The 24,802-nt window shown below is 42.7% G+C and carries 24 protein-coding genes, 2 tRNA genes, 2 rRNA genes and 2 pseudogenes; 20 read left to right on the top strand and 10 right to left on the bottom strand.

Translation table 11 applies throughout. The features are described 5' to 3' along the window. The 9 genes from LCM11_RS15145 to tsaD all read left to right on the top strand — a co-directional run. Window positions 1–116 (top strand): 23S ribosomal RNA (locus tag LCM11_RS15145); the annotation flags it as partial. A 96-nt stretch (window positions 117–212) separates the two neighbouring features. Then, window positions 213–326: ribosomal RNA gene (gene rrf, locus LCM11_RS15140) — 5S ribosomal RNA — on the top strand. Between the two features lie 106 nt (window positions 327–432). Continuing rightward, window positions 433–509, top strand: a tRNA-Met gene (locus LCM11_RS15135). A gap of 306 nt (window positions 510–815) precedes the next feature. Beyond that, a tRNA-Asp gene (locus LCM11_RS15130) sits at window positions 816–892 on the top strand. 121 nt (window positions 893–1,013) lie between these two features. Next, complete coding sequence (thiL, locus tag LCM11_RS15125) at window positions 1,014–1,997, top strand: thiamine-phosphate kinase (RefSeq protein WP_224895104.1); 984 nt, start codon at window positions 1,014–1,016, stop codon at window positions 1,995–1,997. Next, window positions 1,998–2,453: a tRNA (adenosine(37)-N6)-threonylcarbamoyltransferase complex ATPase subunit type 1 TsaE gene (tsaE, locus tag LCM11_RS15120; protein WP_224895103.1), complete on the top strand. Its 456-nt coding sequence runs from the start codon at window positions 1,998–2,000 to the stop codon at window positions 2,451–2,453. Then, window positions 2,450–3,133 (top strand): tRNA (adenosine(37)-N6)-threonylcarbamoyltransferase complex dimerization subunit type 1 TsaB, encoded by a 684-nt coding sequence (gene tsaB / locus LCM11_RS15115; protein ID WP_224895102.1) that lies wholly within the window; start codon window positions 2,450–2,452, stop codon window positions 3,131–3,133. The genes tsaE and tsaB overlap by 4 nt, the downstream gene beginning before the upstream one ends. A gap of 1 nt (window position 3,134) precedes the next feature. Continuing rightward, window positions 3,135–3,578: a ribosomal protein S18-alanine N-acetyltransferase gene (rimI, locus tag LCM11_RS15110; RefSeq protein ID WP_224895101.1), complete on the top strand. Its 444-nt coding sequence runs from the start codon at window positions 3,135–3,137 to the stop codon at window positions 3,576–3,578. After that, window positions 3,575–4,624 (top strand): tRNA (adenosine(37)-N6)-threonylcarbamoyltransferase complex transferase subunit TsaD, encoded by a 1,050-nt coding sequence (gene tsaD, locus LCM11_RS15105; protein WP_224895100.1) that lies wholly within the window; start codon window positions 3,575–3,577, stop codon window positions 4,622–4,624. The genes rimI and tsaD overlap by 4 nt, the downstream gene beginning before the upstream one ends. 324 nt (window positions 4,625–4,948) lie before the next feature. Here tsaD and LCM11_RS15100 read toward each other — a convergent pair whose 3' ends face one another. Then, window positions 4,949–6,880, bottom strand: a complete 1,932-nt coding sequence (locus tag LCM11_RS15100) for an ABC-F family ATP-binding cassette domain-containing protein (RefSeq protein ID WP_224895099.1) — start codon at window positions 6,878–6,880, stop codon at window positions 4,949–4,951. Between the two features lie 166 nt (window positions 6,881–7,046). Between LCM11_RS15100 and moaC the strand changes: the two genes are divergently transcribed. After that, entirely contained in the window at window positions 7,047–7,532 is a 486-nt protein-coding gene (gene moaC / locus LCM11_RS15095) for a cyclic pyranopterin monophosphate synthase MoaC (RefSeq protein WP_224895098.1), read from the top strand. A 13-nt stretch (window positions 7,533–7,545) separates the two neighbouring features. Continuing rightward, window positions 7,546–8,199: a redox-sensing transcriptional repressor Rex gene (locus LCM11_RS15090; protein WP_089751730.1), complete on the top strand. Its 654-nt coding sequence runs from the start codon at window positions 7,546–7,548 to the stop codon at window positions 8,197–8,199. A gap of 107 nt (window positions 8,200–8,306) precedes the next feature. Here the strand turns inward: LCM11_RS15090 and LCM11_RS15085 are convergent, their stop codons facing one another. Next, window positions 8,307–9,131 carry an SDR family oxidoreductase gene (locus LCM11_RS15085; protein ID WP_224895097.1) on the bottom strand — a complete coding sequence of 275 codons (825 nt, stop codon included), beginning with the start codon at window positions 9,129–9,131 and terminating at the stop codon, window positions 8,307–8,309. A 250-nt stretch (window positions 9,132–9,381) separates the two neighbouring features. Here LCM11_RS15085 and LCM11_RS15080 point away from each other — a divergent pair, with 250 nt between their 5' ends. Then, window positions 9,382–10,806: an MDR family MFS transporter gene (locus tag LCM11_RS15080; protein WP_224895096.1), complete on the top strand. Its 1,425-nt coding sequence runs from the start codon at window positions 9,382–9,384 to the stop codon at window positions 10,804–10,806. Window positions 10,807–10,834: 28 nt separating this feature from the next. Here the strand turns inward: LCM11_RS15080 and LCM11_RS15075 are convergent, their stop codons facing one another. From LCM11_RS15075 to LCM11_RS15065, 3 genes are read right to left on the bottom strand one after another with little or no spacing between them, the layout of a single operon-like run. Continuing rightward, window positions 10,835–11,380, bottom strand: coding sequence for a GNAT family N-acetyltransferase (locus LCM11_RS15075; RefSeq protein ID WP_224895095.1), 546 nt, complete (start codon window positions 11,378–11,380; stop codon window positions 10,835–10,837). Window positions 11,381–11,403: 23 nt separating this feature from the next. Then, the gene (locus LCM11_RS15070) at window positions 11,404–11,604 is read right to left on the bottom strand and encodes a YdiK family protein (protein WP_175477847.1); all 201 of its coding nucleotides are present in this window, start codon (window positions 11,602–11,604) and stop codon (window positions 11,404–11,406) included. 1 nt (window position 11,605) lies between these two features. Continuing rightward, entirely contained in the window at window positions 11,606–12,316 is a 711-nt protein-coding gene (locus LCM11_RS15065) for a CPBP family intramembrane glutamic endopeptidase (RefSeq protein WP_224895094.1), read from the bottom strand. Window positions 12,317–12,622: 306 nt separating this feature from the next. On the opposite strand from LCM11_RS15065, the gene groES reads away from it, so the two are divergent. The 4 genes from groES (at window position 12,623) to LCM11_RS15045 (ending at window position 16,496) form a co-directional block, all read left to right on the top strand. Next, a complete protein-coding gene (gene groES, locus LCM11_RS15060) occupies window positions 12,623–12,907 on the top strand; it encodes a co-chaperone GroES (protein ID WP_014641699.1) in 285 nt (94 codons plus the stop codon). Window positions 12,908–12,970: 63 nt separating this feature from the next. Further along, window positions 12,971–14,608, top strand: a complete 1,638-nt coding sequence (gene groL / locus LCM11_RS15055; RefSeq protein WP_224895093.1) for a chaperonin GroEL — start codon at window positions 12,971–12,973, stop codon at window positions 14,606–14,608. Window positions 14,609–15,326: 718 nt separating this feature from the next. Then, window positions 15,327–16,031: a threonine/serine exporter family protein gene (locus LCM11_RS15050; protein ID WP_263622595.1), complete on the top strand. Its 705-nt coding sequence runs from the start codon at window positions 15,327–15,329 to the stop codon at window positions 16,029–16,031. Window positions 16,032–16,049: 18 nt separating this feature from the next. Beyond that, window positions 16,050–16,496: a threonine/serine exporter family protein gene (locus LCM11_RS15045; RefSeq protein WP_224895091.1), complete on the top strand. Its 447-nt coding sequence runs from the start codon at window positions 16,050–16,052 to the stop codon at window positions 16,494–16,496. A 22-nt stretch (window positions 16,497–16,518) separates the two neighbouring features. Here LCM11_RS15045 and LCM11_RS15040 read toward each other — a convergent pair whose 3' ends face one another. Both LCM11_RS15040 and LCM11_RS20570 read right to left on the bottom strand, forming a co-directional pair. Continuing rightward, on the bottom strand, window positions 16,519–17,991 hold the full coding sequence (locus LCM11_RS15040; RefSeq protein WP_224895090.1) for an alpha-amylase: 1,473 nt from the start codon (window positions 17,989–17,991) through the stop codon (window positions 16,519–16,521). Between the two features lie 34 nt (window positions 17,992–18,025). After that, window positions 18,026–18,148, bottom strand: a pseudogene (locus LCM11_RS20570) (homoserine O-succinyltransferase); the annotation flags it as partial. 690 nt (window positions 18,149–18,838) lie between these two features. Here LCM11_RS20570 and LCM11_RS15030 point away from each other — a divergent pair. Then, window positions 18,839–19,282, top strand: a complete 444-nt coding sequence (locus LCM11_RS15030) for a MarR family winged helix-turn-helix transcriptional regulator (RefSeq protein WP_224895089.1) — start codon at window positions 18,839–18,841, stop codon at window positions 19,280–19,282. A 58-nt stretch (window positions 19,283–19,340) separates the two neighbouring features. Further along, a complete protein-coding gene (locus LCM11_RS15025) occupies window positions 19,341–20,594 on the top strand; it encodes a glycosyltransferase (RefSeq protein WP_224895088.1) in 1,254 nt (417 codons plus the stop codon). 95 nt (window positions 20,595–20,689) lie between these two features. On the opposite strand, the gene LCM11_RS15020 is transcribed toward LCM11_RS15025, so the two are convergent. After that, on the bottom strand, window positions 20,690–22,210 hold the full coding sequence (locus tag LCM11_RS15020) for a multicopper oxidase family protein (RefSeq protein WP_224895087.1): 1,521 nt from the start codon (window positions 22,208–22,210) through the stop codon (window positions 20,690–20,692). 632 nt (window positions 22,211–22,842) lie between these two features. Between LCM11_RS15020 and LCM11_RS15015 the strand changes: the two genes are divergently transcribed. Both LCM11_RS15015 and LCM11_RS15010 read left to right on the top strand, forming a co-directional pair. Continuing rightward, on the top strand, window positions 22,843–23,130 hold the full coding sequence (locus LCM11_RS15015; RefSeq protein ID WP_224895086.1) for a spore germination protein: 288 nt from the start codon (window positions 22,843–22,845) through the stop codon (window positions 23,128–23,130). Beyond that, a pseudogene (locus LCM11_RS15010) lies at window positions 23,105–23,323 on the top strand (spore germination protein); the annotation flags it as partial. The gene LCM11_RS15015 and the pseudogene LCM11_RS15010, both read left to right, overlap by 26 nt. A 26-nt stretch (window positions 23,324–23,349) precedes the next feature. Here the strand turns inward: LCM11_RS15010 and LCM11_RS15005 are convergent. Further along, window positions 23,350–23,862 (bottom strand): DUF3189 family protein, encoded by a 513-nt coding sequence (locus tag LCM11_RS15005; protein WP_224895085.1) that lies wholly within the window; start codon window positions 23,860–23,862, stop codon window positions 23,350–23,352. A gap of 421 nt (window positions 23,863–24,283) precedes the next feature. After that, window positions 24,284–24,598, bottom strand: a complete 315-nt coding sequence (locus LCM11_RS15000) for a hypothetical protein (protein WP_224895084.1) — start codon at window positions 24,596–24,598, stop codon at window positions 24,284–24,286. Between the last annotated feature and the right edge of the window lie 204 nt (window positions 24,599–24,802).

Below are 24,802 nucleotides of genomic sequence, written 5' to 3'. Positions count from 1 at the left end.
TTCCCCTTACGCCAAGTAAGTAAGATCCCTCAGAGACGATGAGGTTGATAGGTCCGAGGTGGAAGCGTGGTGACACGTGAAGCTGACGGATACTAATGGATCGAAGACTTATCTATCTAGTAAGAAATGTTAGTCGGAAGAGACGTTCGCTCGTCCGATGGTTGAATGATTGCCTTATCCAGTTTTGAGGGTTTACCTCAAACTGTATATGATGTGGTGGTGAAGGCGAAGAGGTCACACCTGTTCCCATGCCGAACACAGAAGTTAAGCTCTTCAGCGCCGATGGTAGTCGGGTCGATCCCCGTGAGAGTAGGACGCCGCCACGTTGTATCAATTTTTTCTCGAGAATATTTTTTCCTTAACTTGGGAATAATATAAATATGTCTCATACATCAGCATAATCTTATGGGAACAATTAATTTCCCACACTATCGCGGGGTAGAGCAGTCTGGTAGCTCGTCGGGCTCATAACCCGGAGGTCGCAGGTTCAAATCCTGCCCCCGCAACCAATTTAAATTAATGAACTACGTCGAATTCACTTCTTGGTTCATTAATAATGGTAGTACTGAAAAGTGCAACCAAATTATTTCAACTAACTACTCTGAATTACATCCTTGGTAGTTAAAAATCAGTAGTACTGAAAAGTGCAACCAATTAATATTGATGAACCACGTCGAAATTACTTTTTCATTCATCAATAATGGTAGTACTGAAAAGTGCAACCAACTTATTTAAACTTCATGTAACGATAATTTACTTCTCAACTACTTTGCTTTAGTTGATTTTTTTAAATTTAATACATATTTTTCTTTACTGGTCCGGTAGTTCAGTTGGTTAGAATGCCTGCCTGTCACGCAGGAGGTCGCGGGTTCGAGTCCCGTCCGGACCGCCATTTTTAAATTAATTTTCCAACCTTAGGAAGCATTCCTAAGGTTTTTATTATGGAATTTTTTATATAAGGTCTTCTATTGGTATAATAGTTAGAAGGAGTTATGCTACTTAGGAGGCAGAACATGGACGAATTTCAATTTATTCAAGCAATTCAGCCTGGTTACTATCGTCAGTCCACACTGATTAAAGGAGTGAGTGATGATGCAGCGGTGTTTAGACCTATAGACAAGGATGTGGTTACTGCTGTAGATACGATGGTGGAAGGGGTTCATTTTTCAAGAAAAACAATGGAGCCTTATCATATTGGGTACCGCGTGCTGGCAGCAAACTTAAGTGATTTAGCTGCGATGGCCAGTTCTCCCGCTTTTTATTTGGTTTCAATCGTGATCCCGGAAGGGTGGAGCGACCGGGAACTAAAGGAACTCTACACCGGCATGCAGGATTTAGCTTCTCTTTATCAAATGGATTTGATCGGAGGGGATACCGTGTCTGGAAGTGAGTTGGCCATCTCGATTACCATAATCGGTTATGTGGAGAAAGACCAAGCGAGATATAGATCGCAGGCGGAGCCCGGAGATGTTGTATTTGCGACAGGTACCTTGGGAGATTCAAGAGCCGGGTTGGAGATTCTTCTCAACGGTTCATCTGGTGAATCTTCAGAGGAATTCTTTATTGAAAGACATCGGACGCCTGATCCACGAGTGTTCTTTGCGCTTGAGCTAGAGGAGATTCCAAGGGTCGCTCTTAATGATATAAGTGATGGAGTAGCTAATGAAGCAAATGAGATAGTGGAAGCGTCTCGTGTTGATTTACACCTGGATATGGACAAGCTCCCTTTCACATCTTCTATAAAAGATCTTTTTCCAGATACATATAAAGATTGGATCCTTTCCGGAGGAGAAGACTTTGAGCTGGTGGGAACGGTCGAGGAAACCATGTGGCCGAAAGTCCAGAAGGCAGCCCAAAAAACGGGGGTGAAAGTAAGCCGGATTGGATCCGTTCAGGCTATGAAGGAAAAAGCTCCTCACGTATATTTACATGAAGGTGGAAAGAAAAACGTATTAACGAAGTCAGGGTACACACATTTAAAGACAAAGGGTGAGTAGATGGCCGTATATCAATGGAAAAGTTCTTCTCCTGAGGAAACGATGGCTTTTGCTGAGAAGCTGGGTCATCGACTTGGTGAGGGAGATGTATTAACATTAGAAGGAGACTTAGGCGCTGGGAAAACAACTTTTACAAAGGGGCTGGGATTAGGTCTTGGAGTAAAGCGCACGATTAATAGTCCAACGTTTACTATTATGAAGGAATACATGGGGCGTCTGCCTTTTTATCATATGGACGTCTATAGACTGGAAGATAGTGATGAAGATTTAGGATTTGAAGAGTTTTTTGAAGGGGAGGGTGTATGTGTCGTAGAATGGGCGCATTACATTGAGGAGTTTCTCCCTGAAGAGCGTCTGGATATAACCATTTCGTACGATAGCGAATCAAACCGGACCATTTCTCTTAAAACTTCTTCAACCCATTTTGACGAGGTTTGTAAGGAGATCATGAAATGAATATTTTATCAATTGACACTTCTAATTATGTGATGGGAGTAGCAGTCGTAAAAAGCGGCATCGTGATAGGCGAATATACCACGAATATAAAAAAGAACCACTCGATTCGACTGATGCCCGCGATTGACCAACTAATGAAGGAAACCAATACACTGCCGGAAGAACTGGACCGGATTGCAGTAGCGCAAGGACCAGGATCTTATACAGGCGTAAGGATTGGTTTAACAACGGCTAAGACGATGGCATGGGCACTGGATATACCTGTGGTAGGAGTTTCAAGTCTCGAGGCTGTAGCTGGACAAGGTTTATTTTTCGATGGGTATATATGTCCGTTTTTTGATGCCAGGCGTGGGCGTGTGTACACGGGGCTTTACAATAATAGGATGGAGATTGTAAAACCAGAGACAAACATTTCGATGGAAGACTGGTTAAAAGAACTTCAAAACCTTGATAAGCAGGTTTTATTCCTGAGTCAGGATGTACAGGTTTACGAAGATATGGTGAGAGACACGATAGGAGCACAGGCTGTTATCCCGGATGGTCCTTACCATTTTGCCAGGCCGTCGCTCATTGCTTTTGCAGCTCAAAGAAAAGAACCTGAAAGCCTCCACGAACTGGTTCCTAATTATTTGCGCCTTCCGGAAGCAGAAGCTAAATGGCTGGCTCAGCAGGAGAAGTAAGATGACTTCTATACGTGAAATGACTTTAGAGGATATAGATGAAGTAATGGAAGTGGAACGGGCTTCCTTTGCCGTTCCCTGGTCGGAAGGTACGTTTCGGCAGGAAGTAGAGGATAACCCGTACGCACATTATTATGTGTTTGAGAAAGATGATCATGTAGTGGGTTACTGCGGGCTTTGGCTCGTTATTGATGAAGCACATGTTACGAATATTGCCATCCATCCAGAAGCACGCGGGAATAAATATGGCGAGCAGTTATTCAAGCATACGTGCGATGAAGCAATCCAGCATGGAGCGATTCAGTTATCATTGGAAGTAAGAGTTTCGAATACGGCTGCGCAGCACATGTACCGTAAATTCGGCTTGGTCCCAGGGGGCATCCGGAAGAGGTATTATACAGATAATGGTGAAGATGCGCTAGTCATGTGGGTGGGATTAAAATGAGTCAAGATCAGTATATCTTAGCTATTGAAACGAGCTGTGATGAGACAGCTGTAGCCATAGTTAAAAACGAAAGAGAGCTCGTCACGAACGTTGTAGCTTCTCAGATTGAAAGCCATAAACGTTTTGGCGGGGTAGTTCCTGAGATCGCATCTCGTCATCATATTGAGCAGATTACAATAACACTTGAGGAAGCTTTGAAAGAAGCAGACCTTACGATAGATGATATGGATGCCATTACGGTGACAGAAGGGCCAGGATTAGTGGGCGCGCTGCTTGTAGGGGTAAATGCGGCTAAATCTATAGCATTTGCCAAGCAGAAGCCTCTTGTCGGTGTCCATCACATTGCCGGCCATATCTACGCTAATCGATTGGAGAAAGAATTCGAATTTCCATTACTTTCTCTCGTCGTTTCTGGAGGTCATACCGAGCTGATTCTTATGAGGGAGCATGGATCCTATGAAATCATTGGAGAGACGCGTGACGATGCAGCAGGTGAAGCTTATGATAAGGTAGCTCGGACATTAAGGCTTCCTTATCCTGGAGGACCAGAAATTGACCGCCTCGCTGCAGAAGGGGAAGAATCGATTGATTTTCCGAGAGCATGGCTTGAACAGGGGTCTTATGACTTCAGCTTCAGTGGGTTGAAATCGGCGGTGATCAATCGCCTTCACAATGCTGACCAAAAAGGCGAAAAGCTAAGACCGGAAGATATTGCTTCCAGCTTTCAGGCAAGCGTCGTGGACGTGTTATCCACAAAAGCTTACCGAGCCGCTGAAGAATACGGTGTAAAACAGTTGATTGTCGCTGGAGGAGTAGCTGCAAATAAGGGACTCCGCAAAGCACTTGTTGATAAGTTTGAAGAATCTGAAACAGAGTTATTAATTCCTCCCATGCATTTATGTACAGATAATGCTGCTATGATTGCTGCCGCAGGAGCCGTAGCCTTTAACCAGGGACACCGCTCAGGCTGGGATTTGAACGCTAATCCGGGTCTTGATCTAGAACAATATGGTAATCGCAAATATGCAGCTGAAAAATCTCCTTAGTATGTTAAGGAGATTTTTTTATGGGAAAAGATAATATAAGTTATACACAAATGTATATTTATACTGTTGATAAGTTGAAACGCACCTATTAACAAAGATAAAGAAAACGGTACCAAAAATGTGGATAAAATTTAATTTTTCTGTGGATAATGTGTATAAACCTGTTGAGAACTATTAAAAACGGTGCACAACTGTTGAAAAGTGTGTGGATAAACTGTATTCAACCATACACGCCTATACAAGGGTGATATGGATAAAAATAGGCACCTCAGGTCATCCATATTCTGGATAACTTGAGGTGCCTTTCATTTTCTTGCCATCTTGTTATTCGTGCAGGGATTCCCATTCTTCCATCAGCTTTTCCACACGCTGCTGGGTTTGTGAGCTGCTCTCTGTGAGTTCAAGGGAGCGCTCGTGGTCCTGGTATACCTCAGGATCGCATAAGAGCTCTTCAATTTCTTCAAGTTTTGCTTCGAGTTTTTCGATTTCTTCTTCAATTTCAGCTATACGACGGTTTTTCTTACGCTCTTCACGTTTCACTGCTTTATCTTCCTGAAAGCTGTTTTTAGCCTGTGGTTCTTTAGATTGTGGTTCATTTTCCAGACGTTCAGCTTCTTCAATTTGCTGAAGCTCATATTCTTCCTGTTTTTTATTCACATAGTAATCATAGTCACCGAGAAACAATCGCGTTTCTTCCGGGAGCATTTCCACAACGTTTGTTGCGATTTTGTTAATAAAGTAACGGTCGTGAGAAACAAACAGCAAAGTCCCGGGATAATCAATAAGCGCTGCTTCCAGGACCTCTTTACTATCCAAATCCAGGTGGTTGGTCGGCTCATCGAGCACAAGGAAGTTAGCTTCAAGCATCATCAGCTTTGCTAATGAAAGACGAGCTCTTTCACCGCCGCTAAGGGCAGAGACGGGTTTAAGCACATCTTCACCAGAAAATAGGAAATTTCCAAGTACGGTACGAATATCTTTTTCATTTTTAAAAGGATAATCATCCCAAAGTTCCTGCAGGACATTTTTCTTCGGGTTAAGCTTGGTCTGTTCCTGATCGTAATAACCTATTTGAACATTCGTTCCTAGCTTAATATCACCTTTAGCTGCTTTTAACTCGCCAAGGATCGTTTTAAGCAGGGTGGTTTTTCCAACCCCGTTTGGTCCGACAAGAGCAACCGAATCCCCGCGACTTAAGTCGAAAGAGACATTTTCAAAGACGGAAGAATCTTCATTGTACTTAAACCCAAGTTCTCTTAGCTTCAGAACGTCATTTCCACTCTTTTTAGAAACTTGGAAGCTAAATTTCGCCGACTGATTGTCGTCTTTCGGTTTCTCAAGCTTGTCCATTTTCTCAAGCTGTTTCCGACGGCTTTGTGCTCGCTTACTGGTCGTTGCACGAACGATGTTCTTCTGGATGAAGTCTTCCATCCGCTTAATTTCTTCCTGCTGCTTTTCAAAGTGCTTCATTTCAATCTCAAAATCGGCTTCTTTTTTCTTCAAATAGTCGCTGTAGTTGCCAGGGTATTTCTTAGAAGATTGAAAGGCAATTTCATAAACGGTATTTACGATCTTGTCGAGAAAATACCGGTCGTGGGAGACGATGACAACAGCGCCCTTATAACCCTGTAAATATCCTTCCAGCCATGATAGCGTGTCGATGTCCAGGTGGTTGGTTGGCTCATCGAGAATTAGAACATCCGGACTGGTCAACAATAACTTACCAAGAGCTAGTCGAGTTTTCTGGCCGCCGCTCAATGAAGTGATTGGGGTGTTCCAGTCAAAATTATGGAAGTTCAATCCATTCAGGACGGATTTAATTTCCGTTTCATACTGATAACCGCCCGCTGTTTTGAAATATTCCTGCTTACGGTCATAAGTAGAGAGGAGCTGCTGATAGCGATCGGGATCATCCATAAGATCCGGGTCTGCCATATTGACTTCCGTAGATCGCAGTTCATCTTCCAGTTCCTTTAAATGAGAAAAAACCTTTTCCATTTCATTCCATATGGTTTCCTCGGACTGAAGACCTGTATCCTGAGCCAAGTATCCGACGGTCGTTTCCTTCGGTTTAAAAATGTCGCCGGAATCGTAGCTCATTTCACCGGCCATCATCTTCAGCAATGTCGATTTTCCTGTACCATTTCGACCGACAATTGCGATCCGATCATTCATTTGTACTTCCAATTTAATATTTGATAAAATCAATTCCGCTCCGAATCGTTTGGTCAATTGATTTAATTGCATGAGAATCATGTCGTTTCACCTCAATGAGATAAGTGTATCGTATCGGGGATTCTTCTAGCAAGATAATGCCCCTGAGTTTGTGAAATCTTTAACGTCTAGCCGTTGATTTTTTGTTAGAATAAGAGTAATGTAACTAACAGTAAGTTTGTGAATTTACTCGTAAAGGGGTAAGACCATGTCAGAGTTTACACATTTTAATGAACAAGGGCGCGCCCGTATGGTGGATATCTCCAGTAAGGGAGAAACCGTTCGGACTGCGGTGGCCTACAGCAGTGTACAAGCCAACGAAGAAATTTATCATAAAATTACCAATCAGGAAATAGCGAAAGGCGATGTGCTCGCGGTGGCGCAAGTTGCAGGGATTATGGCAGCGAAGAAAACATCAGATTGGATTCCCATGTGTCACCCATTGTCATTAAGCGGGGTCGACATATCATTCGACTGGGAAACAAGTCATTCTTATACATTACAGATTCAAGCGGCTGTGAAAACAAAGGGAAGTACAGGGGTAGAAATGGAAGCGTTAACGGCTGCTTCCGCTACAGCTTTAACTATTTATGATATGTGTAAAGCTCTTGATAAAGGAATGGTTATCGGGCCGACCTATCTCATGGAGAAAACAGGCGGCAAAACCGGTGATTATCAGCGAGAGAGCCGGTAAAGGAGGCAGAGTCATGGATTTAGAAGAACATACTAAGATCCCGCAAGCTACAGCAAAACGATTGCCGTTGTATTACCGCTTTTTAAACAATTTGCACGGCCAGGGGAAAATGCGTGTCTCATCGAAAGAGCTGAGTGAAGCGGTGAAAGTAGATTCCGCTACGATCCGTCGCGACTTTTCTTATTTTGGAGCCCTTGGGAAAAAAGGGTACGGCTACAATGTAGAGTACTTATTATCTTTTTTCCGAAAGACGCTCGATCAGGATGAAACGACAAAGGTTGCGCTAATTGGAGTCGGTAATTTAGGTACCGCATTCTTAAATTATAATTTCACAAAAAATAATAATACGAAAATAGAGATTGCCTTTGATGCCAGCCGCGAAAGAGTCGGAAGTGAAGTCGGCGGTGTCCGTGTTGAGCATATTGATGATATGGAAGAGAAAATGGGAGACTTGGCCGTAGCCATTCTTACTGTTCCGGCGTCAGAGGCGCAAGGCATTGCCGACCGGCTCGTAGATGCAGGGGTCAGTGCGATTCTGAACTTTACACCGGCGCGGATCACTGTCCCGTCCCATGTTCGTGTCCACCATATTGACCTCGCTATCGAACTTCAGGCACTGGTTTATTTTCTGAAACATTATCCTCTGGATGAGGAAGAGGAAGAATAGAGTAGAGAGACAGTCCAATGCTGATTGGGCTGTTTTTTCTTGAACAATAATAAAGGGGAAAGCTGACTAAAAAAAGGCTCAGAGTGAAAACTCTGAGCCTCATTTACTTAATCAGTAGTTTTTTTCCATTGGTTATCAATGAGCATCTTACCTGGCCACGTATAAGCCATAATACCGCCATCTACCGTAATGTCCTCACCGGTAATATACGAACTTTCGTCTGAGGCCAAGAACAGCGCAACATTTGCAACTTCTTTAGGATCGCCTAAGCGCCCCATCGGAGTGACCCACTTGTTGGCTTCGCGGAATTCACGTCCTTGCTCCTGCTGTTTCGATCCGGCTAGTTCATCGATCAGCGGCGTTTCAATCGTTCCTGGTGCAATGGAGTTCACTCGAATGCCTTCTCGTGCGTAATCAATCGCCATCGCCTTTGTAAAGTTCGTAATGCCGCCTTTAGCTGCGTTGTATCCGGAGCGGTCCAGGTCAGCCGCTCTTCCGGACATAGAAGACGTATTAATGATCGATCCGCTTCCTTTTTCCAGCATAAGAGGGAGCAAGTATTTGCTTGTTAAGAAAGTACCGCGCAGATCGACTGCGATAATCTGGTCGAACAGCTCCACAGGATACTCATGTACTTTTCCGCCTTCTTCATCGATTCCGGCATTGTTGAATAAGACATCTATGGATCCGTACGTGTCTTTCACGTGTTGAGCTAAGCTTGTTACGCTTTCTTCGTTCGATACATCTACATATACAAACTCGGCTTTTCCACCGTTTTCTTTAACTTCGTTAACCGTGTTTTGAACGTCTGCTTCGTTCACATCCGCACAGACAACAGTTGCCCCTTCTTCTGCAAAAAGCTTGACCGTTGCCTGGCCAATTCCTGTGGCAGCGCCTGTTACTACGGCTATTTTCTGGTTTAGTCGTCCCATTTTTTGAGAACCTCCTTTAATCATTCTCCTACTGCATACCCCCCTTTTTTAAAGCAAAAACTCTCTCTATCTCTTTAAAACGCTTCCAATCGGTTAAAAATGTTTTTTTAAGCACGGATGTGGAATAATCTAAAAGGATCTTAGAAACGCTTGTAAAAAGAGATAAGCATACACGTGGAGAAACACGATCAACAGTGGTATAGTGGAAAAATAATTCGAGTTCCGAAGTAATCAAGAGAGGAGGCATCTAATGAGTAAACTACCTAATAAATGGCTCGTGGTTGTATCGGTTCTTTTCGGTACATTCACCGTTATCCTAAATAATAGTATGTTAAATCCAATCCTGCCGAAGTTTATTGAGATCTTCGACTCCAATGCGGTGGCTGTTGGATGGATCTTAACCATTTTCATGGTCTCTATGGGAATGACAATGCCGCTGACGGGTTATTTTGGAGACCGCTTTGGCAAGAAAAAAGTGTACGTAACAGGACTTGCCATCTTTATTGCAGGTTCTCTGTCCGGTTTTTTCTCAGAAACGCTGGCCATGGTCATCATCTCCCGGGCTATACAAGGAATGGCCGGAGGTTTAATGCTTCCTATTGCGATGGCATTAATCTTTAATTCCTTCCCGAAACATGAACGTGGACTTGCGGTTGGAGTATATGGGATTGCTGCCATGGTCGCCCCAGCCATTGGTCCGACGATCGGCGGCTTCTTAATTCAATACCTCGAATGGCCCTGGCTGTTCGCCTTTAATATTCCGTTCGGGTTAACAGGATTAATTCTATCTTCTAAATTCCTGGAACGCACCGAGACGCATCCCGAGAAGAAGTTCGATTTAATCGGGTTTCTGGTGATCACTTCGGGTATTGGTTCGATTTTATTTGCCTTAGGGCGTGGAAGAACTGTAGAGAACTTATTCGACCCTCTAAACATCGCTTTAATTGTCGGGGGACTGATCGCCGTCGTTTTATTCGTGTTCTATGAAAACCGGCAGGACGATCCATTACTGAACTTATCTGTTTTTAAAGTCCCTACGTATTCCGTGTCCATCGTTGTGACGAGCGCAGCTTCGATTGGGTTATTTTCTGGAATATTCCTGCTGCCTTTACTCATTCAAAACGTCTATGGAATGAATGCGATTATGACCGGCCTGCTCTTCCTGCCGGCAGCGGCTGCTAGTGGTGTATTTATGTCGCTCGGCGGAAGGCTGCTCGATAAAAAAGGACCAAAGTACGTTGTACCGCCGGGTCTTGCGATTATGGCAATTGCGACGCTAGGATTAAGTTTTCTGCAGCTGAGTACGCCTTACTGGCTGATTCTTGCGCTTAACACAGTCCGCGGCATGGGCATGGGAATGAGCAATATGCCAGCGACCACATCCGGTATGAATTCCATTCCCGAACCGCTTGTAGCACAGGGCTCCGCGATGAACAATATTATCCGACAGATATCTTCATCCTTAGGAATTGTGTTCTTTTCCATTTATTATGAAGTGAGACGTGCGCAGGTATCGGCAGCTCCTGATATCGATATGCAGGCAGCTACCTTGCAGACACTGAATGAAGCTTTTCTCGTATCTGCGATCGTGCTCCTGATTGCTCTGCCATTTTCCTTTATTTTAAAAGGGGTGCAGGAGGATAAGAATACAGATCAGCAGGAAAAAGAAGCCTAATAAAAAACGCAGGGAAGACGATGGTGTCTTATCCCTGCGTTTTTTGATTCCAATCTTTTCGTAAGAGTCCGTACAGAAGCATATCATAGGCCTGACCATCGCGGAGAATAAATTCCCGGTGCGAACCCTCGTGTACGAAGCCGAGCTTTTCATATAAGCGGCGGGCCGCGGTATTGTATTCAAAAACGGTAAGCTGCAGCCGGTGGAGATTGAGCTCATGAAAAGCGAATTGAATTAATAGTTCCATGGCCTCTGTCCCATAGCCCTTGCCGTACATATCCGGGTCACCGATTCCTATCGTGAGCCAGGCATTCTGCTGGGTCCAGAGAATGCCGTCAAGCTCCACAAACCCGATAAACTGGTCAGCTTCCTTAATCGCAAAGAGGAAATGGCTGTCGTGCTCGTAAGCTTCATCGCGCCACTTTCGCAAGTCTTCCGCTCGTTTCGGCTTTGCGGGAAGAGCATCCAGATGCCTCGCGTAATCGGTTTTATTGTACCATTTGGTCATGTGATCAATATCGTGATCGTCGAGCAGCGTCAGCCTGACGCGTTCGCCGGTGAGTAAAGGTTCCATCGCCATTCCCTCCTTAGGCTACATCATTTATTATTCGACTGGTTCATACGAACGTGCAGATTATACAAACGGATCGCTACAATAATATTTACTGTGGCAACACCTGATAAGACAATCGTAGTAGCATTCCAAATCGTTTCCACTGCGGCCTGGGACGCGAGAAACATAAAGGCGATTCCCACACCGAAGTAGAGGACAGCCATAAGCAGTGGTGAAGTCCTCATATTATAAAAATCCTCCAATAAAGATGGTTTCCAATTGTTCCTGCATCCGCCGGATATCTTCTTCATCCACGAAATACTGCGTAACGACTACAAATGAGTTCATCGCCATATGAGCAATAATTGGTGTAATAATTCGTTTTGTTTTCACATATAGGAAGGCGAATACAACCCCCATGGAGAAGTAAACAAGCATGTGCTTAAAATCAAAGTGGAAAGCACCAAAGACCAAGGCAGAAACTAAAACGGCCAGAAAGAAATTTGTCCGCTTATAAATCGAACCGAAAATCACCTTACGGAAGATGATTTCCTCGGTAATGGGAGCGAACAATACAGGTAGCAGAATAAACAATGGTGATTCACGGGCGATTTCCATGAGTCCCATCGTATTTTCCGACCCTGGCGGAATTCCAAAAACTTGATTCTCAATAGCGGCAGCGACACCCTGGGCAAGCAGAGCCAGTATGACTCCGAGAATAGACCAGAGAACGATGCCTCCCGGTCCTGCTTTATCTTCCCGCATCGCAGTTTCTTTCATATCCGGTTTAAGCAGAACGATAATAATGATCGTTGCCGCTAAAAAGCTCAGCACCGACCAGACCGCAATCGCATCATAATTACTGAGGCCAAACAGCTTGACGAGCGGCACGCCGATCAAGGCGGAGAGCTGGGCAGCGACATACGTCAGAATAATATACCAATAGCGATTTGGCATAAGTGAACGACTCCTTTTATCTATATATATGATGAAAGTTCATACATGCGATATTCAACAAAGCTTACGCCTTAAAATATCTCACAATTCATACTTTATGTATTTTATCATAGTTTCAAAACCATCCCTAAGGATAAAGGGTTATCGTACATAATTTGTCGAAAAAAGATGTGAAAATTTTCTAGGTTTTCTACTTGAAAAATGAAAGTGAATTGATTATGATAAGAATTGTGTTAGCACTCATGTATAACGAGTGCTAATAAACGACAAAAATTGAATTCAACCTTATCAAGGAGGGTGTCCTAATTGTTAAAGCCACTTGGTGATCGTATTGTTATTGAACTAATCGAAGAAGAACAGACTACTGCGAGCGGTATCGTACTTCCGGATTCTGCGAAGGAAAAGCCGCAAGAAGGTAAAGTCATTGCTGTTGGTACTGGCCGCATTACAGACAACGGAGAGAAGATCGCACTTGAAGTCGCGCAAGGCGACCGTGTAATTTATTCGAAGTTTGCCGGTACAGAAGTGAAGTATGAAGGCAATGAATACTTGATTCTGCGCGAGTCAGATGTACTAGCTGTTATTCAATAAGTACAACCATCTCATACTTATAGATGAAGAATCGGTACGATTTTAATAAGGAGGGCATTTTTAATGGCTAAAGAAATTAAGTTTAGTGAAGACGCACGCCGTGCGATGCTTCGCGGAGTAGATACATTAGCAGATGCTGTAAAAGTAACACTGGGACCAAAAGGACGTAACGTCGTTCTAGATAAAAAATTCGGTTCTCCACTCATTACAAACGATGGTGTAACCATTGCTAAAGAAATCGAACTTCAGGATCACTTCGAAAACATGGGCGCTCAGCTTGTGTCCGAAGTTGCTTCTAAAACAAATGACGTTGCCGGTGACGGTACAACAACTGCAACGGTTCTAGCACAAGCAATGATCCGTGAAGGTCTGAAAAACGTAACATCCGGTGCGAACCCAGTAGGCATTCGCCGCGGAATTGAAAAAGCAACCGAAATCGCTACTCAGGAACTACGCAAGATCTCTAAGCCAATTGAAGGCCGCGAGTCCATTTCTCAGGTAGCTTCTATCTCAGCGTCCGATAACGAAGTTGGCCAGCTGATTGCTGAAGCGATGGAGCGCGTAGGAAACGATGGCGTTATTACAATTGAAGAATCTAAAGGTTTCAATACAGAACTAGAAGTGGTTGAAGGTATGCAGTTCGACCGCGGATATGCTTCTCCATACATGGTTACAGACCAGGATAAAATGGAAGCGGTTCTTGAAGATCCTTACATTCTCATTACAGATAAGAAAATCAACAACATCCAGGAAGTACTTCCGGTACTTGAGCAAGTGGTACAGCAGTCTAAACCATTGCTACTGATCTCTGAAGACGTAGAAGGCGAAGCACTTGCTACACTTGTTGTGAACAAACTGCGCGGTACATTCAACGCTGTATCCGTAAAAGCACCTGGATTTGGTGATCGTCGTAAAGCTATGCTTGAGGACATCGCAACCCTGACAGGTGGTCAAGTGATCACAGAAGACCTTGGTCTTGAACTGAAGAATACAACCATTGATCAGCTTGGACGTGCGTCTAAAGCGGTCATCACGAAAGAAAATACAACCATCGTTGAAGGGAACGGAGATCCACAGCAAATCGCTTCCCGCGTAGCTCAAGTCCGTGCCCAGGCAGAAGAATCTACTTCTGAATTCGATAAAGAAAAACTACAAGAGCGTCTTGCGAAACTAGCAGGCGGCGTAGCCGTTATCAAAGTGGGCGCAGCTACAGAAACAGAATTGAAAGAGCGTAAACTTCGTATCGAAGACGCCCTGAACTCTACACGAGCAGCTGTAGAAGAAGGAATCGTTGCCGGTGGTGGTACAGCGCTTGTTAACATCATCAACTCTGTTGAAGGACTTGGCCTAGTTGACGACGAAGCAACTGGCGCAAGCATCGTTCTTCGTGCCCTTGAAGAGCCTGTACGTCAAATCGTACACAACGCTGGTCTTGAAGGATCTATCATCGTTGAGCGTCTGAAAGGCGAAGAAGTCGGCGTAGGATTCGATGCAGCTACCGGCCAGTGGGTTAACATGGTCGAAAAAGGTATCGTAGACCCTACGAAAGTAACGCGTTCTGCACTTCAAAACGCAGCTTCCGTAGCCGCTATGTTCTTGACTACTGAAGCCGTAGTCGCTGATCTTCCTGAGGAAGACAACGGCGGTGGCGGCGGTATGCCAGACATGGGTGGCATGGGCGGAATGGGCGGCATGATGTAGGAGAAAATCCTGCACTTCCCCTATCCAGCTGATATGAAGCTGTCCAATGTATAAATAGTTAGTAATTAAAGGACTACTTCCTAAATAAAGGAGGTAGTCCTTTTTTACTTTTAAAATTTGCATAAAGGCATTCGCCTTACGGCAACGGCATTCATCTCTCCCTTATCAACGGTCTTCGACACCGCGCTTGAAGAGGGAATCTTCTGCCGATGAATGATAAATAAAAAATTACAACAAATCAGGGCATTTTTAAATTATTTGGTTGAAGAAGGTGTCATTAAGGAAAAAGTAGTTTCTCAATTGCTTGGTATAGATTTCAGAGGCATAAAGGCCCCATATGAAAGCTGAAATTTCGTGGGATTTATAAAACTATCTAAGTAACAAATCCTTTTAGTAGGAGCTGTATTTAACTTTGTAAAGAATGTATAACTTTTGACGAGACTACAGCCCCTGATGATGTGGTATTGTAATTGTATGGAGACGAATATTTTTCGACGAATTTTCTTTGATGAACAAACTTTGGGAATTCTTTAAGAACAAATATGGAGCTAAGATTCGGCCAGTCGTGCAAGAGAAAGTGGAGAAGTTTCGAGATTGTGGAAATTTTAAAAAGGGTATTAGGCTTTTAGTATATGAATAGATACACTAAACATACTGTAATACGAATTGAGGTGACCGCGTGGAGCGTACAGAGGACTTAATTGAGTTATGTTTATTAATGGGGAAGATAATGCAACAAAATGGAGCGGAAACCTATCGTGTGGAAGATACGATGACGCGGATTGCCCAATCTTTTGGACGGGATGAAGCACAAAGTTATGTAACACCTACTGGGATTTTGTTTACGATCAGCCCTGGTGCCCCTGCAAAATTAGTAAGAGTTTCAGCACGAGAGACAAATCTCGAAAAAGTAAAGCTCGCGAATAATGTCTCTAGAAACATTACAAGTGGAGAGATGTCTACTCACGTAGCGTATAAAGAGCTTAGAAAAATTGAAACCAGTCCTACGGATTATACTATTCTCATGCAGATCATCGCTGCCACGTTAGCGAGTGGTTTCTTTACTCTCATGTTTCAGGGAAGTTGGTACGATTTCCTGCCAGCCTGCATAGCAGGAGGGCTGGGTTTTATTGCATTAATGAACTTTATTCGATTATTTGAAATTAAATTTGTTGCTGAATTCGTTGCTTCGTTGTTGATTGGTTTTACCGCCTTTTCCCTTTTTTCATTAGGTATTGGGAAGGAAGTTGATAAGATAGTTGTTGGTTCTATCATGCCGTTGGTCCCTGGCCTGCTCATCACCAACGCTGTAAGGGATTTGATGGCAGGCCATCTTATCTCAGGACTCGCCAAGGGGGCGGAGGCTTTTTTAACGGCTTTTGCAATTGGTGCGGGTATTGCTGTTATGTTTGCACTATTTTAGAGATCGTGAGGGATGACTATGTTGATTGAATATGCCATAGCAAGCTTTTTTGCATCAGCTGCCTTTGGAATCATCTATCAGGCGCCAAGAAATACGATCATCAAATGTGGTCTTGTCGGCATGATTGGTTGGGTCATTTACATATCCTTAGTATGGGAAGAAGTCGACAGTGTCCCAGCCACACTCATCGCCTCCTTTGTTATTGCCGTGGTCAGCCAGGTGCTGGCAAGGATATACAAAACGCCTATGATTATATTTAGCGTACCAGGGATTATTCCTCTCGTACCAGGAAGTCTCGCGTATGACGCCATGCGAAGCTTTGTGCAAAATGACTACAGTGTCGCTATCTCCATTGCAGCGAAAGCTTTTATGATATCGGGTGCTATTGCATTTGGGCTCGTGTTCTCGGAAGTGCTTAACCAGATTATGAAAAAGATGAGACAAACAAAAGCGCAAGTGAGGTAATGGGTGAGCCTCACTTGCGCTTTTATTCTTGTTCTTCTAATGCGTTCTCTTTAACGTATATAGAGACGGTAGAGCTTTTCACACGGAACTGCCCGAAGCCGTCCTTTGTAATTTTTACGCGTGAGGGATGGTTACCTGTTATGTCTATCCAGATTTGTCCAGCTAGTTTTTTTCCGACATACATGCGTTTTTTTCCATCATCACCATTAGTCATGACTACGGCACACTCTGATCCTGGAAAGTCCGAGACGCCTTTTCTTACCCAACCAATTGTATTCCCATGATCAAAATAGTCTTTTTGGTCACCGTAAGCGTAATGATATCTTGCATTTAAGATCGGATCAATTATATCTTTTTTACCTTGGATCGGATTTTCACCATTTATACCAATATAGTCTCCATAAAACACGCATGGATAACCATCTTTACGAAGGAGGATGAGGGCATATGCCAAAGGTTTGAACCAGTCTTCCACCCAGGACTCCAAGGCTTCTTGAGGCTGCGAATCATGATTATCAACAAATGTCACTGCGTTCGTTGGATGAGTACCAACAAGGGTGTCTTCAAAAATTTTACTTAAATCATAATTACGACCAGCCAGTGAAGCCTCGTGAAAGTGATAATGAAGACTTACATCAAATAAATCAATATCGTAATCTACATAGTTTAAGAAGTTTTGACATGCTTCTAGGTCTGGCTTCCAAAACTCACCTACAAAATAAAAATCTTTTCCAAATTTCAAACGCATGGCATGAACAAAAACAGAGATGAATTTATGATTAATATGTTTAATCGCATCTAGCCGAAGACCGTCGCATCTGGTTGTGTTAATAAACCATTCACCCCAGTAAAGCATTTCTGCTTGTACGGCTGGATGGTGGTAATCAATGTTAGCGAACATGAGATAATCATAGTTTCCAAACTCTTTATCAACATGTCTGTTCCAGCGTTTATTGTCTCCTAATATTTGAAAAACACCAATTCTATCTTCGTTGGCATCATAGTCCGTGCCGTTAAAATGGTAATGGGACCATTCAAAGGAGGAATGTTTCCCATTTCGTGCAGGGAATGAAAACTTTGTCCATCCATCGATTTCAAAAGGCTCAGAGACAACTCTATATCGATCATTAGGATCTACTTCGATCACTTCAAAGCGCTCCGTATCATCGGCACCGGCTTTATGATTCATGACAACATCTGAGTAAACTTGAATTCCTGCATTTTTACAAGCGGCTATGCCATCTAAGAGTTCTTGCTTCGTTCCGTATTTCGTACGAACTGTACCCTTTTGATCAAACTCGCCTAAGTCGTAACTATCATAAATTCCGTAGCCATTATCTTCCTGGCTTATACCCTTTGTTGCGGGTGGAATCCATAAAGCATCGATGCCACACTCTTTTATTTCACCTGCCAGCAGCGCTAGACGATTCCAGTGGTCACCGTCGTTAGCCAAGTGCCATTCAAAAAATTGCATCATGGTGTGATTACGCTCCATATTATCTTCCTCATTTCATTAAATTCTGTCTCTCTCATTTCCACTTATATGGCGCTTCCTTATACTCATCATAATTGGGACAATTTAAAAATAATAAACGAGCATGAGAAGGCCACCGATTCGATGGGAGTTCTTGAGGGGGATTAGTTGGAAAATAATGCGCGGATAAATTCTGCTACTTAACTCTCTGTCTAAATCTCACTCATATACTTCCTTAAGGGATCTCCGTATCGTATTCCAATCGTCCAGTACCTATAATGTGTGTACTAACCTTGGACATCATGAGAAATCGGTCTGCCTCTCATGAAGAAACTAACAGCTCTAACTCTTCAACTGCTGCATTTATTTAATCTGCTGATCTATTTGTATGTAGTGAGGGGAAAGCTATAAACTCATCGTCAAATCCTTGCAAGAGCTTAATGTCTCCGTGACTATTAAAGGTTCTATGGTAAAAGTACATAAATATTTTTCCTGAAGGGCAAATCTATCGGTACCATAATGATGAAAAAGTGGCGGTTGAGCGCCCTAGCATATATGAAGAACAGAGGTTACATTTTCCTCTGCTCAATCCATAATCAACTTTTCCCAATATTCGATTTTTTCAAACTGGAAGTGCTCAATAGGCCCCTTCTTTCAAATTTGCTGTGCTTTAATTAAACCTGTACATTCTCTCAGCGGAATTATAATTTACTAAGCTATGTACAGATCTACGGGGAATGGAGAAGAATTATAAGTTATCTCGCTAGGAGTATAAACTAACCTATACCATTGAGCATTGACTTTATTCAAGCAATAATATATATTAGTTAGACAAACTAACTAATTTAACGGTCAGGGGTGAAGCAACTTGGAAAAGGTACTAAGGGAATTTATCACCACTCTGGATACTTCTTTTAAAAGGCTAGTAGCAGATACCATTGAAACGGCGGGTGTAAAAAATTTAAGCGTAAATCAGATTCAATATATTGAAGTTATCGGGAAATTAGGAAACCCTACATTGAGTGAGATCGCCGCTGAATTAAATATTACGAAAGCCTCGGCTACAGCAGGTGTAAATAAATTGGTCAACCTTGGTTACGCCCAAAAAAATCAATCTAACGTAGATAAGCGTATTTACCATGTTACATTGACACCGACTAGCGAGAAGTTTATTCAACTTGAACAACAGGCGTTAGAAGAATACGTTTCTTTTATTAGTCAATCCTTAACAAAAGAAGAGGAAGAACAGTTTTCAACCACACTCAATAAATTAATCCAGGGATTTTATAAAAGAAATAAGGAAGATGATTAATGTTATCATCTTATATCAAATAGTTAGTTAGACTAACTAAATTAATGGGGGCTGAAAAATGAGAATTTCTATTTTAACGACCGGCACAAGAGGAGATACCCAGCCATTTATTGCTTTAGGCAAAGAGCTAAAAAGCTTAGGACACGAAGTCAAACTGGCAGGGTTTGAAAACTATCAGCAACTAGTTGAGAGGCATGAGCTGAATTTTCATCCCATAAAAGGAGACATTTCAGAAATATCAAAGGAAATGGCTAAAAGTTCGATTAAGTCGGATAACCCAATCCAGTTTTTTACTAGCTTCCGTAAAATGAAGCCTTATATCAAGGATAAGCAAATGGGAATGCAGGAAGACTTGTATGAAGCGTGTGTGGATGCTGAAGCCATAATTTATCATCCAGGTGCTGCTATTGGACAGTTTGTAGGAGAGCTTAAAGGTATTCCCACCATTTTGGCATCCCCTTTCCCTATGGGACCCACAGAAGAATACCCTGCTTTAATATTTTATCAAATGCAGTTTGGGAAAAAATTTAATTTATTTACTCATAAACTCTTTGAAAAGGGGTTTTGGATGACCGTAAAACCATCGGTTCGGCAGTATTGGAAAAGACAGTTTGATACTTTACCGGAATCATTCCAAAATCCTTTTAGCAAAGAACAAACAAAAGATCATCTAGCACTAGCTTCTGTCAGTCGCCATGTGTTTCAAGAGCCTAAAAAAAACATCCGATGGTTTGGGTATTGGTTCCTGGATGAAGATCTAAGTTCTTGGAACCCTCCCGAAGATCTTCAAAACTTTCTCTCGGAGGGGCCGCCACCGGTTTACGTTGGCTTTGGGAGTATTTATGATGACCAGGCTCTGGAAACTACTGAACTCGTGATAGATGCTCTGAGGAAAGCAGGTCAAAGAGGTATATTAGCAACAGGCTGGAACTCTACCGAAGACATTGAAGAGACGGAAAATATGTATTTTATAGAAAGTGTCCCTCACTCCTGGCTTTTTCCTAAACTATCAGGGGTGGTCCATCACGGTGGTGCAGGCACAACAGCGGCTGCTTTTCGCGCAGGGATACCAAGCTTTGTCATTCCTCATGGAAATGATCAGTACGCATGGGGGAAAAGAACAGAAGAGTTGGGTGTAGGACCATCCCCAGTGCCAAGAAAGAAACTTACAGTAGAAAATCTTGCAGAAGGTATACGAGAAATGCAAGGTGAAGGAATTAAATCGAATGCTTACACATTAGGTAAGAATATTCAATTAGAAAATGGGGCTGGGGATGCAGCACGATATATTGATTCATTTCTTCAAAGATAGGAGGCATGATGAAAAAATCATCCCCTATTATAAATGAAAAGATGACGAGCATATGCCCGTCATCTTTTTTGTGTATTTTTCTGACTCTTATCAATTTATTTATTTATCACTAAATACGGACGCATCATCTCATAGTCTTCATGCTCTAAGATATGGCAGTGCCACACGAACAACCCAGGATATGGACCGAACGGAATTATGATTCGCGTTATTTCTCCAGGTTGGGCCCGGACAGTATCCTTCCAACCTTTCTCGTTCCACTCTGGAGGCACACGTGCTCCTGTAGGAACGATTCGTTTTTCTTTTTCCAAGAGCTCACGATCGAAGGGTTGGCGGTCCAGGATTTGGAAACGGACTAAATGAAGGTGGATTGGATGAGTATCTCGTGTCTCATTGATCAGGTTCCATATCTCCGTTTGACCTAGCTTCGGTTTCTCGGTAACAGGTTCCGACCATAACCGGTCATCTAACAAGTGAATGTTGCGTCCGTAGGAATCTTTTCGCATGTTGAGGCGTAACGTCCGAGTTTTCTGATATTGTATAAGTTTAGGAACAGGCACCAGGTGAGCAGGTATCGAACTCGTATCTTGACAGGTGAGAGAATGGGTTACACGGAATTGCATGACGGTACCCGTTGTCTCAGGATCTGGTTTTTCCCTTTGCGATTCGTACTCGTTGCCCAGGACGATTGAATCGCCGTAAGATGTAGAAAAATCAACAATCACATCCGCCCTTTCTGCCGGGGCTAGAAGAAGAGAAGGGACGCGTATCGGGGTTTCTATCAATCCTTGATCTGTACCGATCTGAATAAAAGGTAACCCGTTTGAGAAGGTGAAACGATAAAAGCGGGTGTTCGATCCGTTTAGTATACGGAAGCGGTAGCGTCTAGGCTCTACGTTTAAATGCGGCCATACTTTACCATTCACCAGGATGGTATCTCCGTAGAAATCCGGTACGACAGAAGGGTGAGGAGCTGATGGTTGATTATTTGGTTCAGATGGATAGAGGAGACGGCCATCTTCGTGAAACGAACGATCCTGGATGATTAACGGGATATCAAATGGGCCGCAAGGAAGGTTTAATCGAGCTTCTTCCCGGTCATGGATAACGTACATCCCGGCAAGCCCTGCGTAAATATTGAGGCGTGTGATGCCCATTGCGTGGTCATGGTACCACAAGATGGTTGCTGGCTGGTGATTAGGATACGTGTACAGAGTATTAGTGAAATGGGGTCCTACTTTCTGAAAATCACGGGTGAACCATGCCTCTGGATAACCATCACTTGTATCTGGGTTCACTCCTCCATGGAGGTGCACAACGGTCCTAACTTCTGGTATGTTCTTCTCAGCCCCATGAACGGTCGTATCAATGGGAAGAAAATGTCGATAAGGAAGATTATTTTTCCATAAAACGTGGATCGGCTGATGTCTCTGCACGTGAAAAGTCGGTCCAGGATACTGCCCATTATAGCCCCAGACCTTGGTCGGGGGGAGGTCTCGATGCAGTTGCTGAAAGGTTTCCTGCATCGTCACTTCATAGAATGGCACATTCTGAATATAGCTTGTCGGGCGGAGTGTTTTCATGATGGGGAGGGCGTCCACAAACTTCTTGAGCATACCTATCTCTCCTCTTGACGTTAGGACTTATTTTATCTTATTTACAGGGAAAGAAGTTTACGACGGTTTGCCTCTTCTGCCGAATCATCTGAAGGCTTAAATTATTTCCGGGTTTGGAATGTTCATTTAAATGTTATGTATGTTGAAAAGGAACATACTGAAGTTATTGAAAAGTTATGAAGTGGTGAAAAAATTCGAGTTAAGGGGTCACCACTCTCACTTAAATTTCCATATCTAAATTACCTTAGTAATTCTGCTGCTACTGAGGAGATGTGGCAGGCACGGCCTCAGATAACTTGAACAAGAAAACCTGGATATTTCTTCGGAGCGTGCTGTTACCGTATACGACAGACCGAACGCACACCAGGGTTTCTAGAGGACATGAGCATTTTCACGGCTATTATGAAACGAATCAAGAAACTTGTGAGGGCAAAAAGCTCTTGAAATTAGAAAGAAAGCGGCCGGTATGGGAGTTAAATCCATACCGGCCGCTTTTTGAATTTTTCCTTTCGCATATAACAGTGGCCCCTGCCGCATTGGAGGTTTTTTTCTAAAAAATCACTGGAGGAATGTCAGGAATCGGACCTGGTCCTACCATTTACAATAAGAATTCCGAACAGGAGGAGGTACACATGCCAACTTCAATCGATATATATAGCATAAAAATTAACAGTATCGCTAGCAATGGCTTGTTTAAAATTGGTGATGCATTTAACAATTCGCCAACGGCAAACACCAAATCCCAAGGACAGAACTCATCTTATGGAGACGCTTCTCCGAATAGCTCTGGATTGGAAAGTGTGTTTATTGAGCCAGATTTGAATGATATGGGAGAGGTGGCTAACCCAACCCAACACATATTTTGCTCAGTCTTAAGGAGAGGAGAGTCAGAAGATGCCTTTTTTAATAAACATCTTTAATAAGAAAACGAATGGAGTAACTCAGAACGGTAACATTGACATTGGAACTGTTGTTCATAACAGCCACACGACAAATACCAAGTTGTACGGCGAGAATTTTTAATTAGGGGATTTGTCTCATACTGGATCCTCCATATCGACTGGAGTATTAGACAGGGATGTGAGCGATCAAGATCAAATCGCTAACCCTGCGTTTACACCTTTTCTCAAAGTGGGCTTTTATATTTTAAATTCTTCATTTTCAAGTACAAGGATATCTTTCTCATGGGGGTCATGAGCAACTTTTTTGGTGTGACTTACCAATTCACCTATTAAAGGGTGACACTTTTTCGCTCCCTTTATCAACATAGGAACCCCAAGTGAATCGATACCCAATCCACGCGATAACCCTCCACCGATAGACATAACAAACGGGACGGTGGGTGATGTGTTAGAGAAGATAATCTTACCTTCGATATCAAAGAGTTCAAACAGTACTATACAAAGCTCTTTTAATGCGGGAACAACCATTTTAGAGGATTTCCTACCCAGGGTATAAACGTAATCCCCGTGATTGTCCTGTCCGTGGTAGACCAGTTTACCGGCATCTTTTTTGGTAAGTTCATTAAACAAAGGAATTTCTAAAACTTCTTCATCGCTCAATTCTTGTCCTTGCTTGATATAGTCCAAGTGGTAAGCGGCAGCTATGGAAGTGGTATGAGTTCCTGCATAGTCATTGTATATATATATCATAATTTCCTCTCTTTTCATTCATCATAAATTATGATCCATGTTATAAGGATATCCAATGAGGACATATTATATTGGAGGAATTTCCGGTAATCCATATAAATGTTTGGGACGTTTTGTTTTTCCTGGGGGTTTAATGGGTTTTTAGAGTACAGAGAAGTCTACTTTTAATATCCAATGTTCGCTTTAATAAAAGAAATAATAAGGTAATCGCACTGGTCACGGGGAGTTAATATTAGTTCTGGCAGCGGTCGAATTTCTGACTGGGGAAATAGAGAGAAGGAAAGTTCATCAAATAGCGGAGGTAACACTTAGCACCTGTTATTATAAGGATTTAAAGCTCTTCCCTAACACTTAACGAGCAATAATTTAAAAACAGGCCTATCATCAAACTAACAGATGGTAGACCTGCTTTTTTGAAATATTAATTCTCACCCATATTCATTTCTTCGAAGTTTGCACTGGGAGCCGCTCCATTTGTTCCATGCATTTTCGTGTACATCACCTTAATTTGCTTGGTACTCATTTCCGGATGCATCTCTTTCATCAGATTTTTAGCCTGTCCAAAATTAATAACGGCAGTTGAGTCCAGTATAGTTTGATGCATGCCTTCCATTTCCATCATTTCACCGCTTTTTTTATACGGCATTTCCATCTGTCCGTTTTGAGCGCTGACGCCTGTCACGCCTCCAGCAGCGACCAGCCCGAGTGATAATACTCCAATAATAAACTTTTTCATTTTCCTCAGCTCCTTTTTGGTAATAAGTTTAATATAAAATTAAAATATCAAAAGTCTGTGGAGAATTTATCGAGATCCGTTGACAAAATGATGACTTACTACATTTCTTCCTTAATTCATATTCACATAAGGGAGTCATCAAGTAGATGGTGGTTTTTTGTAGGTCTCTCCTCAAACAGGATAGAAGAAAATGTCGTATTATAT

Origin of the sequence: Halobacillus halophilus (assembly GCF_020171985.1) — a bacterium.
In the GTDB taxonomy this organism is placed as follows: domain Bacteria; phylum Bacillota; class Bacilli; order Bacillales; family Halobacillaceae; genus Halobacillus; species Halobacillus halophilus_A.
This window is presented reverse-complemented; position numbering and strand designations above follow the sequence as displayed.

Excerpts from the sequence above, each read along its gene's own strand:
- tsaB (WP_224895102.1), top strand. The coding sequence starts at position 2,450 with ATGAATATTTTATCAATTGACACTTCTAATTATGTGATGGGAGTAGCA.
- tsaD (WP_224895100.1), top strand. The coding sequence starts at position 3,575 with ATGAGTCAAGATCAGTATATCTTAGCTATTGAAACGAGCTGTGATGAG.
- LCM11_RS15100 (WP_224895099.1), bottom strand. The coding sequence starts at position 6,880 with ATGATTCTCATGCAATTAAATCAATTGACCAAACGATTCGGAGCGGAA.
- LCM11_RS15050 (WP_263622595.1), top strand. The coding sequence starts at position 15,327 with ATGGGGAAGATAATGCAACAAAATGGAGCGGAAACCTATCGTGTGGAA.
- rimI (WP_224895101.1), top strand. The coding sequence starts at position 3,135 with ATGACTTCTATACGTGAAATGACTTTAGAGGATATAGATGAAGTAATG.
- LCM11_RS15075 (WP_224895095.1), bottom strand. The coding sequence starts at position 11,380 with ATGGAACCTTTACTCACCGGCGAACGCGTCAGGCTGACGCTGCTCGAC.
- LCM11_RS15000 (WP_224895084.1), bottom strand. The coding sequence starts at position 24,598 with ATGAAAAAGTTTATTATTGGAGTATTATCACTCGGGCTGGTCGCTGCT.
- LCM11_RS15090 (WP_089751730.1), top strand. The coding sequence starts at position 7,546 with ATGGATTTAGAAGAACATACTAAGATCCCGCAAGCTACAGCAAAACGA.
- tsaE (WP_224895103.1), top strand. The coding sequence starts at position 1,998 with ATGGCCGTATATCAATGGAAAAGTTCTTCTCCTGAGGAAACGATGGCT.
- LCM11_RS15065 (WP_224895094.1), bottom strand. The coding sequence starts at position 12,316 with ATGCCAAATCGCTATTGGTATATTATTCTGACGTATGTCGCTGCCCAG.
- LCM11_RS15070 (WP_175477847.1), bottom strand. The coding sequence starts at position 11,604 with ATGAGGACTTCACCACTGCTTATGGCTGTCCTCTACTTCGGTGTGGGA.
- LCM11_RS15085 (WP_224895097.1), bottom strand. The coding sequence starts at position 9,131 with ATGGGACGACTAAACCAGAAAATAGCCGTAGTAACAGGCGCTGCCACA.
- LCM11_RS15025 (WP_224895088.1), top strand. The coding sequence starts at position 19,341 with ATGAGAATTTCTATTTTAACGACCGGCACAAGAGGAGATACCCAGCCA.
- LCM11_RS15080 (WP_224895096.1), top strand. The coding sequence starts at position 9,382 with ATGAGTAAACTACCTAATAAATGGCTCGTGGTTGTATCGGTTCTTTTC.
- LCM11_RS15005 (WP_224895085.1), bottom strand. The coding sequence starts at position 23,862 with ATGATATATATATACAATGACTATGCAGGAACTCATACCACTTCCATA.
- LCM11_RS15040 (WP_224895090.1), bottom strand. The coding sequence starts at position 17,991 with ATGGAGCGTAATCACACCATGATGCAATTTTTTGAATGGCACTTGGCT.
- LCM11_RS15015 (WP_224895086.1), top strand. The coding sequence starts at position 22,843 with ATGCCAACTTCAATCGATATATATAGCATAAAAATTAACAGTATCGCT.
- LCM11_RS15020 (WP_224895087.1), bottom strand. The coding sequence starts at position 22,210 with ATGCTCAAGAAGTTTGTGGACGCCCTCCCCATCATGAAAACACTCCGC.
- groL (WP_224895093.1), top strand. The coding sequence starts at position 12,971 with ATGGCTAAAGAAATTAAGTTTAGTGAAGACGCACGCCGTGCGATGCTT.
- thiL (WP_224895104.1), top strand. The coding sequence starts at position 1,014 with ATGGACGAATTTCAATTTATTCAAGCAATTCAGCCTGGTTACTATCGT.
- LCM11_RS15045 (WP_224895091.1), top strand. The coding sequence starts at position 16,050 with ATGTTGATTGAATATGCCATAGCAAGCTTTTTTGCATCAGCTGCCTTT.
- moaC (WP_224895098.1), top strand. The coding sequence starts at position 7,047 with ATGTCAGAGTTTACACATTTTAATGAACAAGGGCGCGCCCGTATGGTG.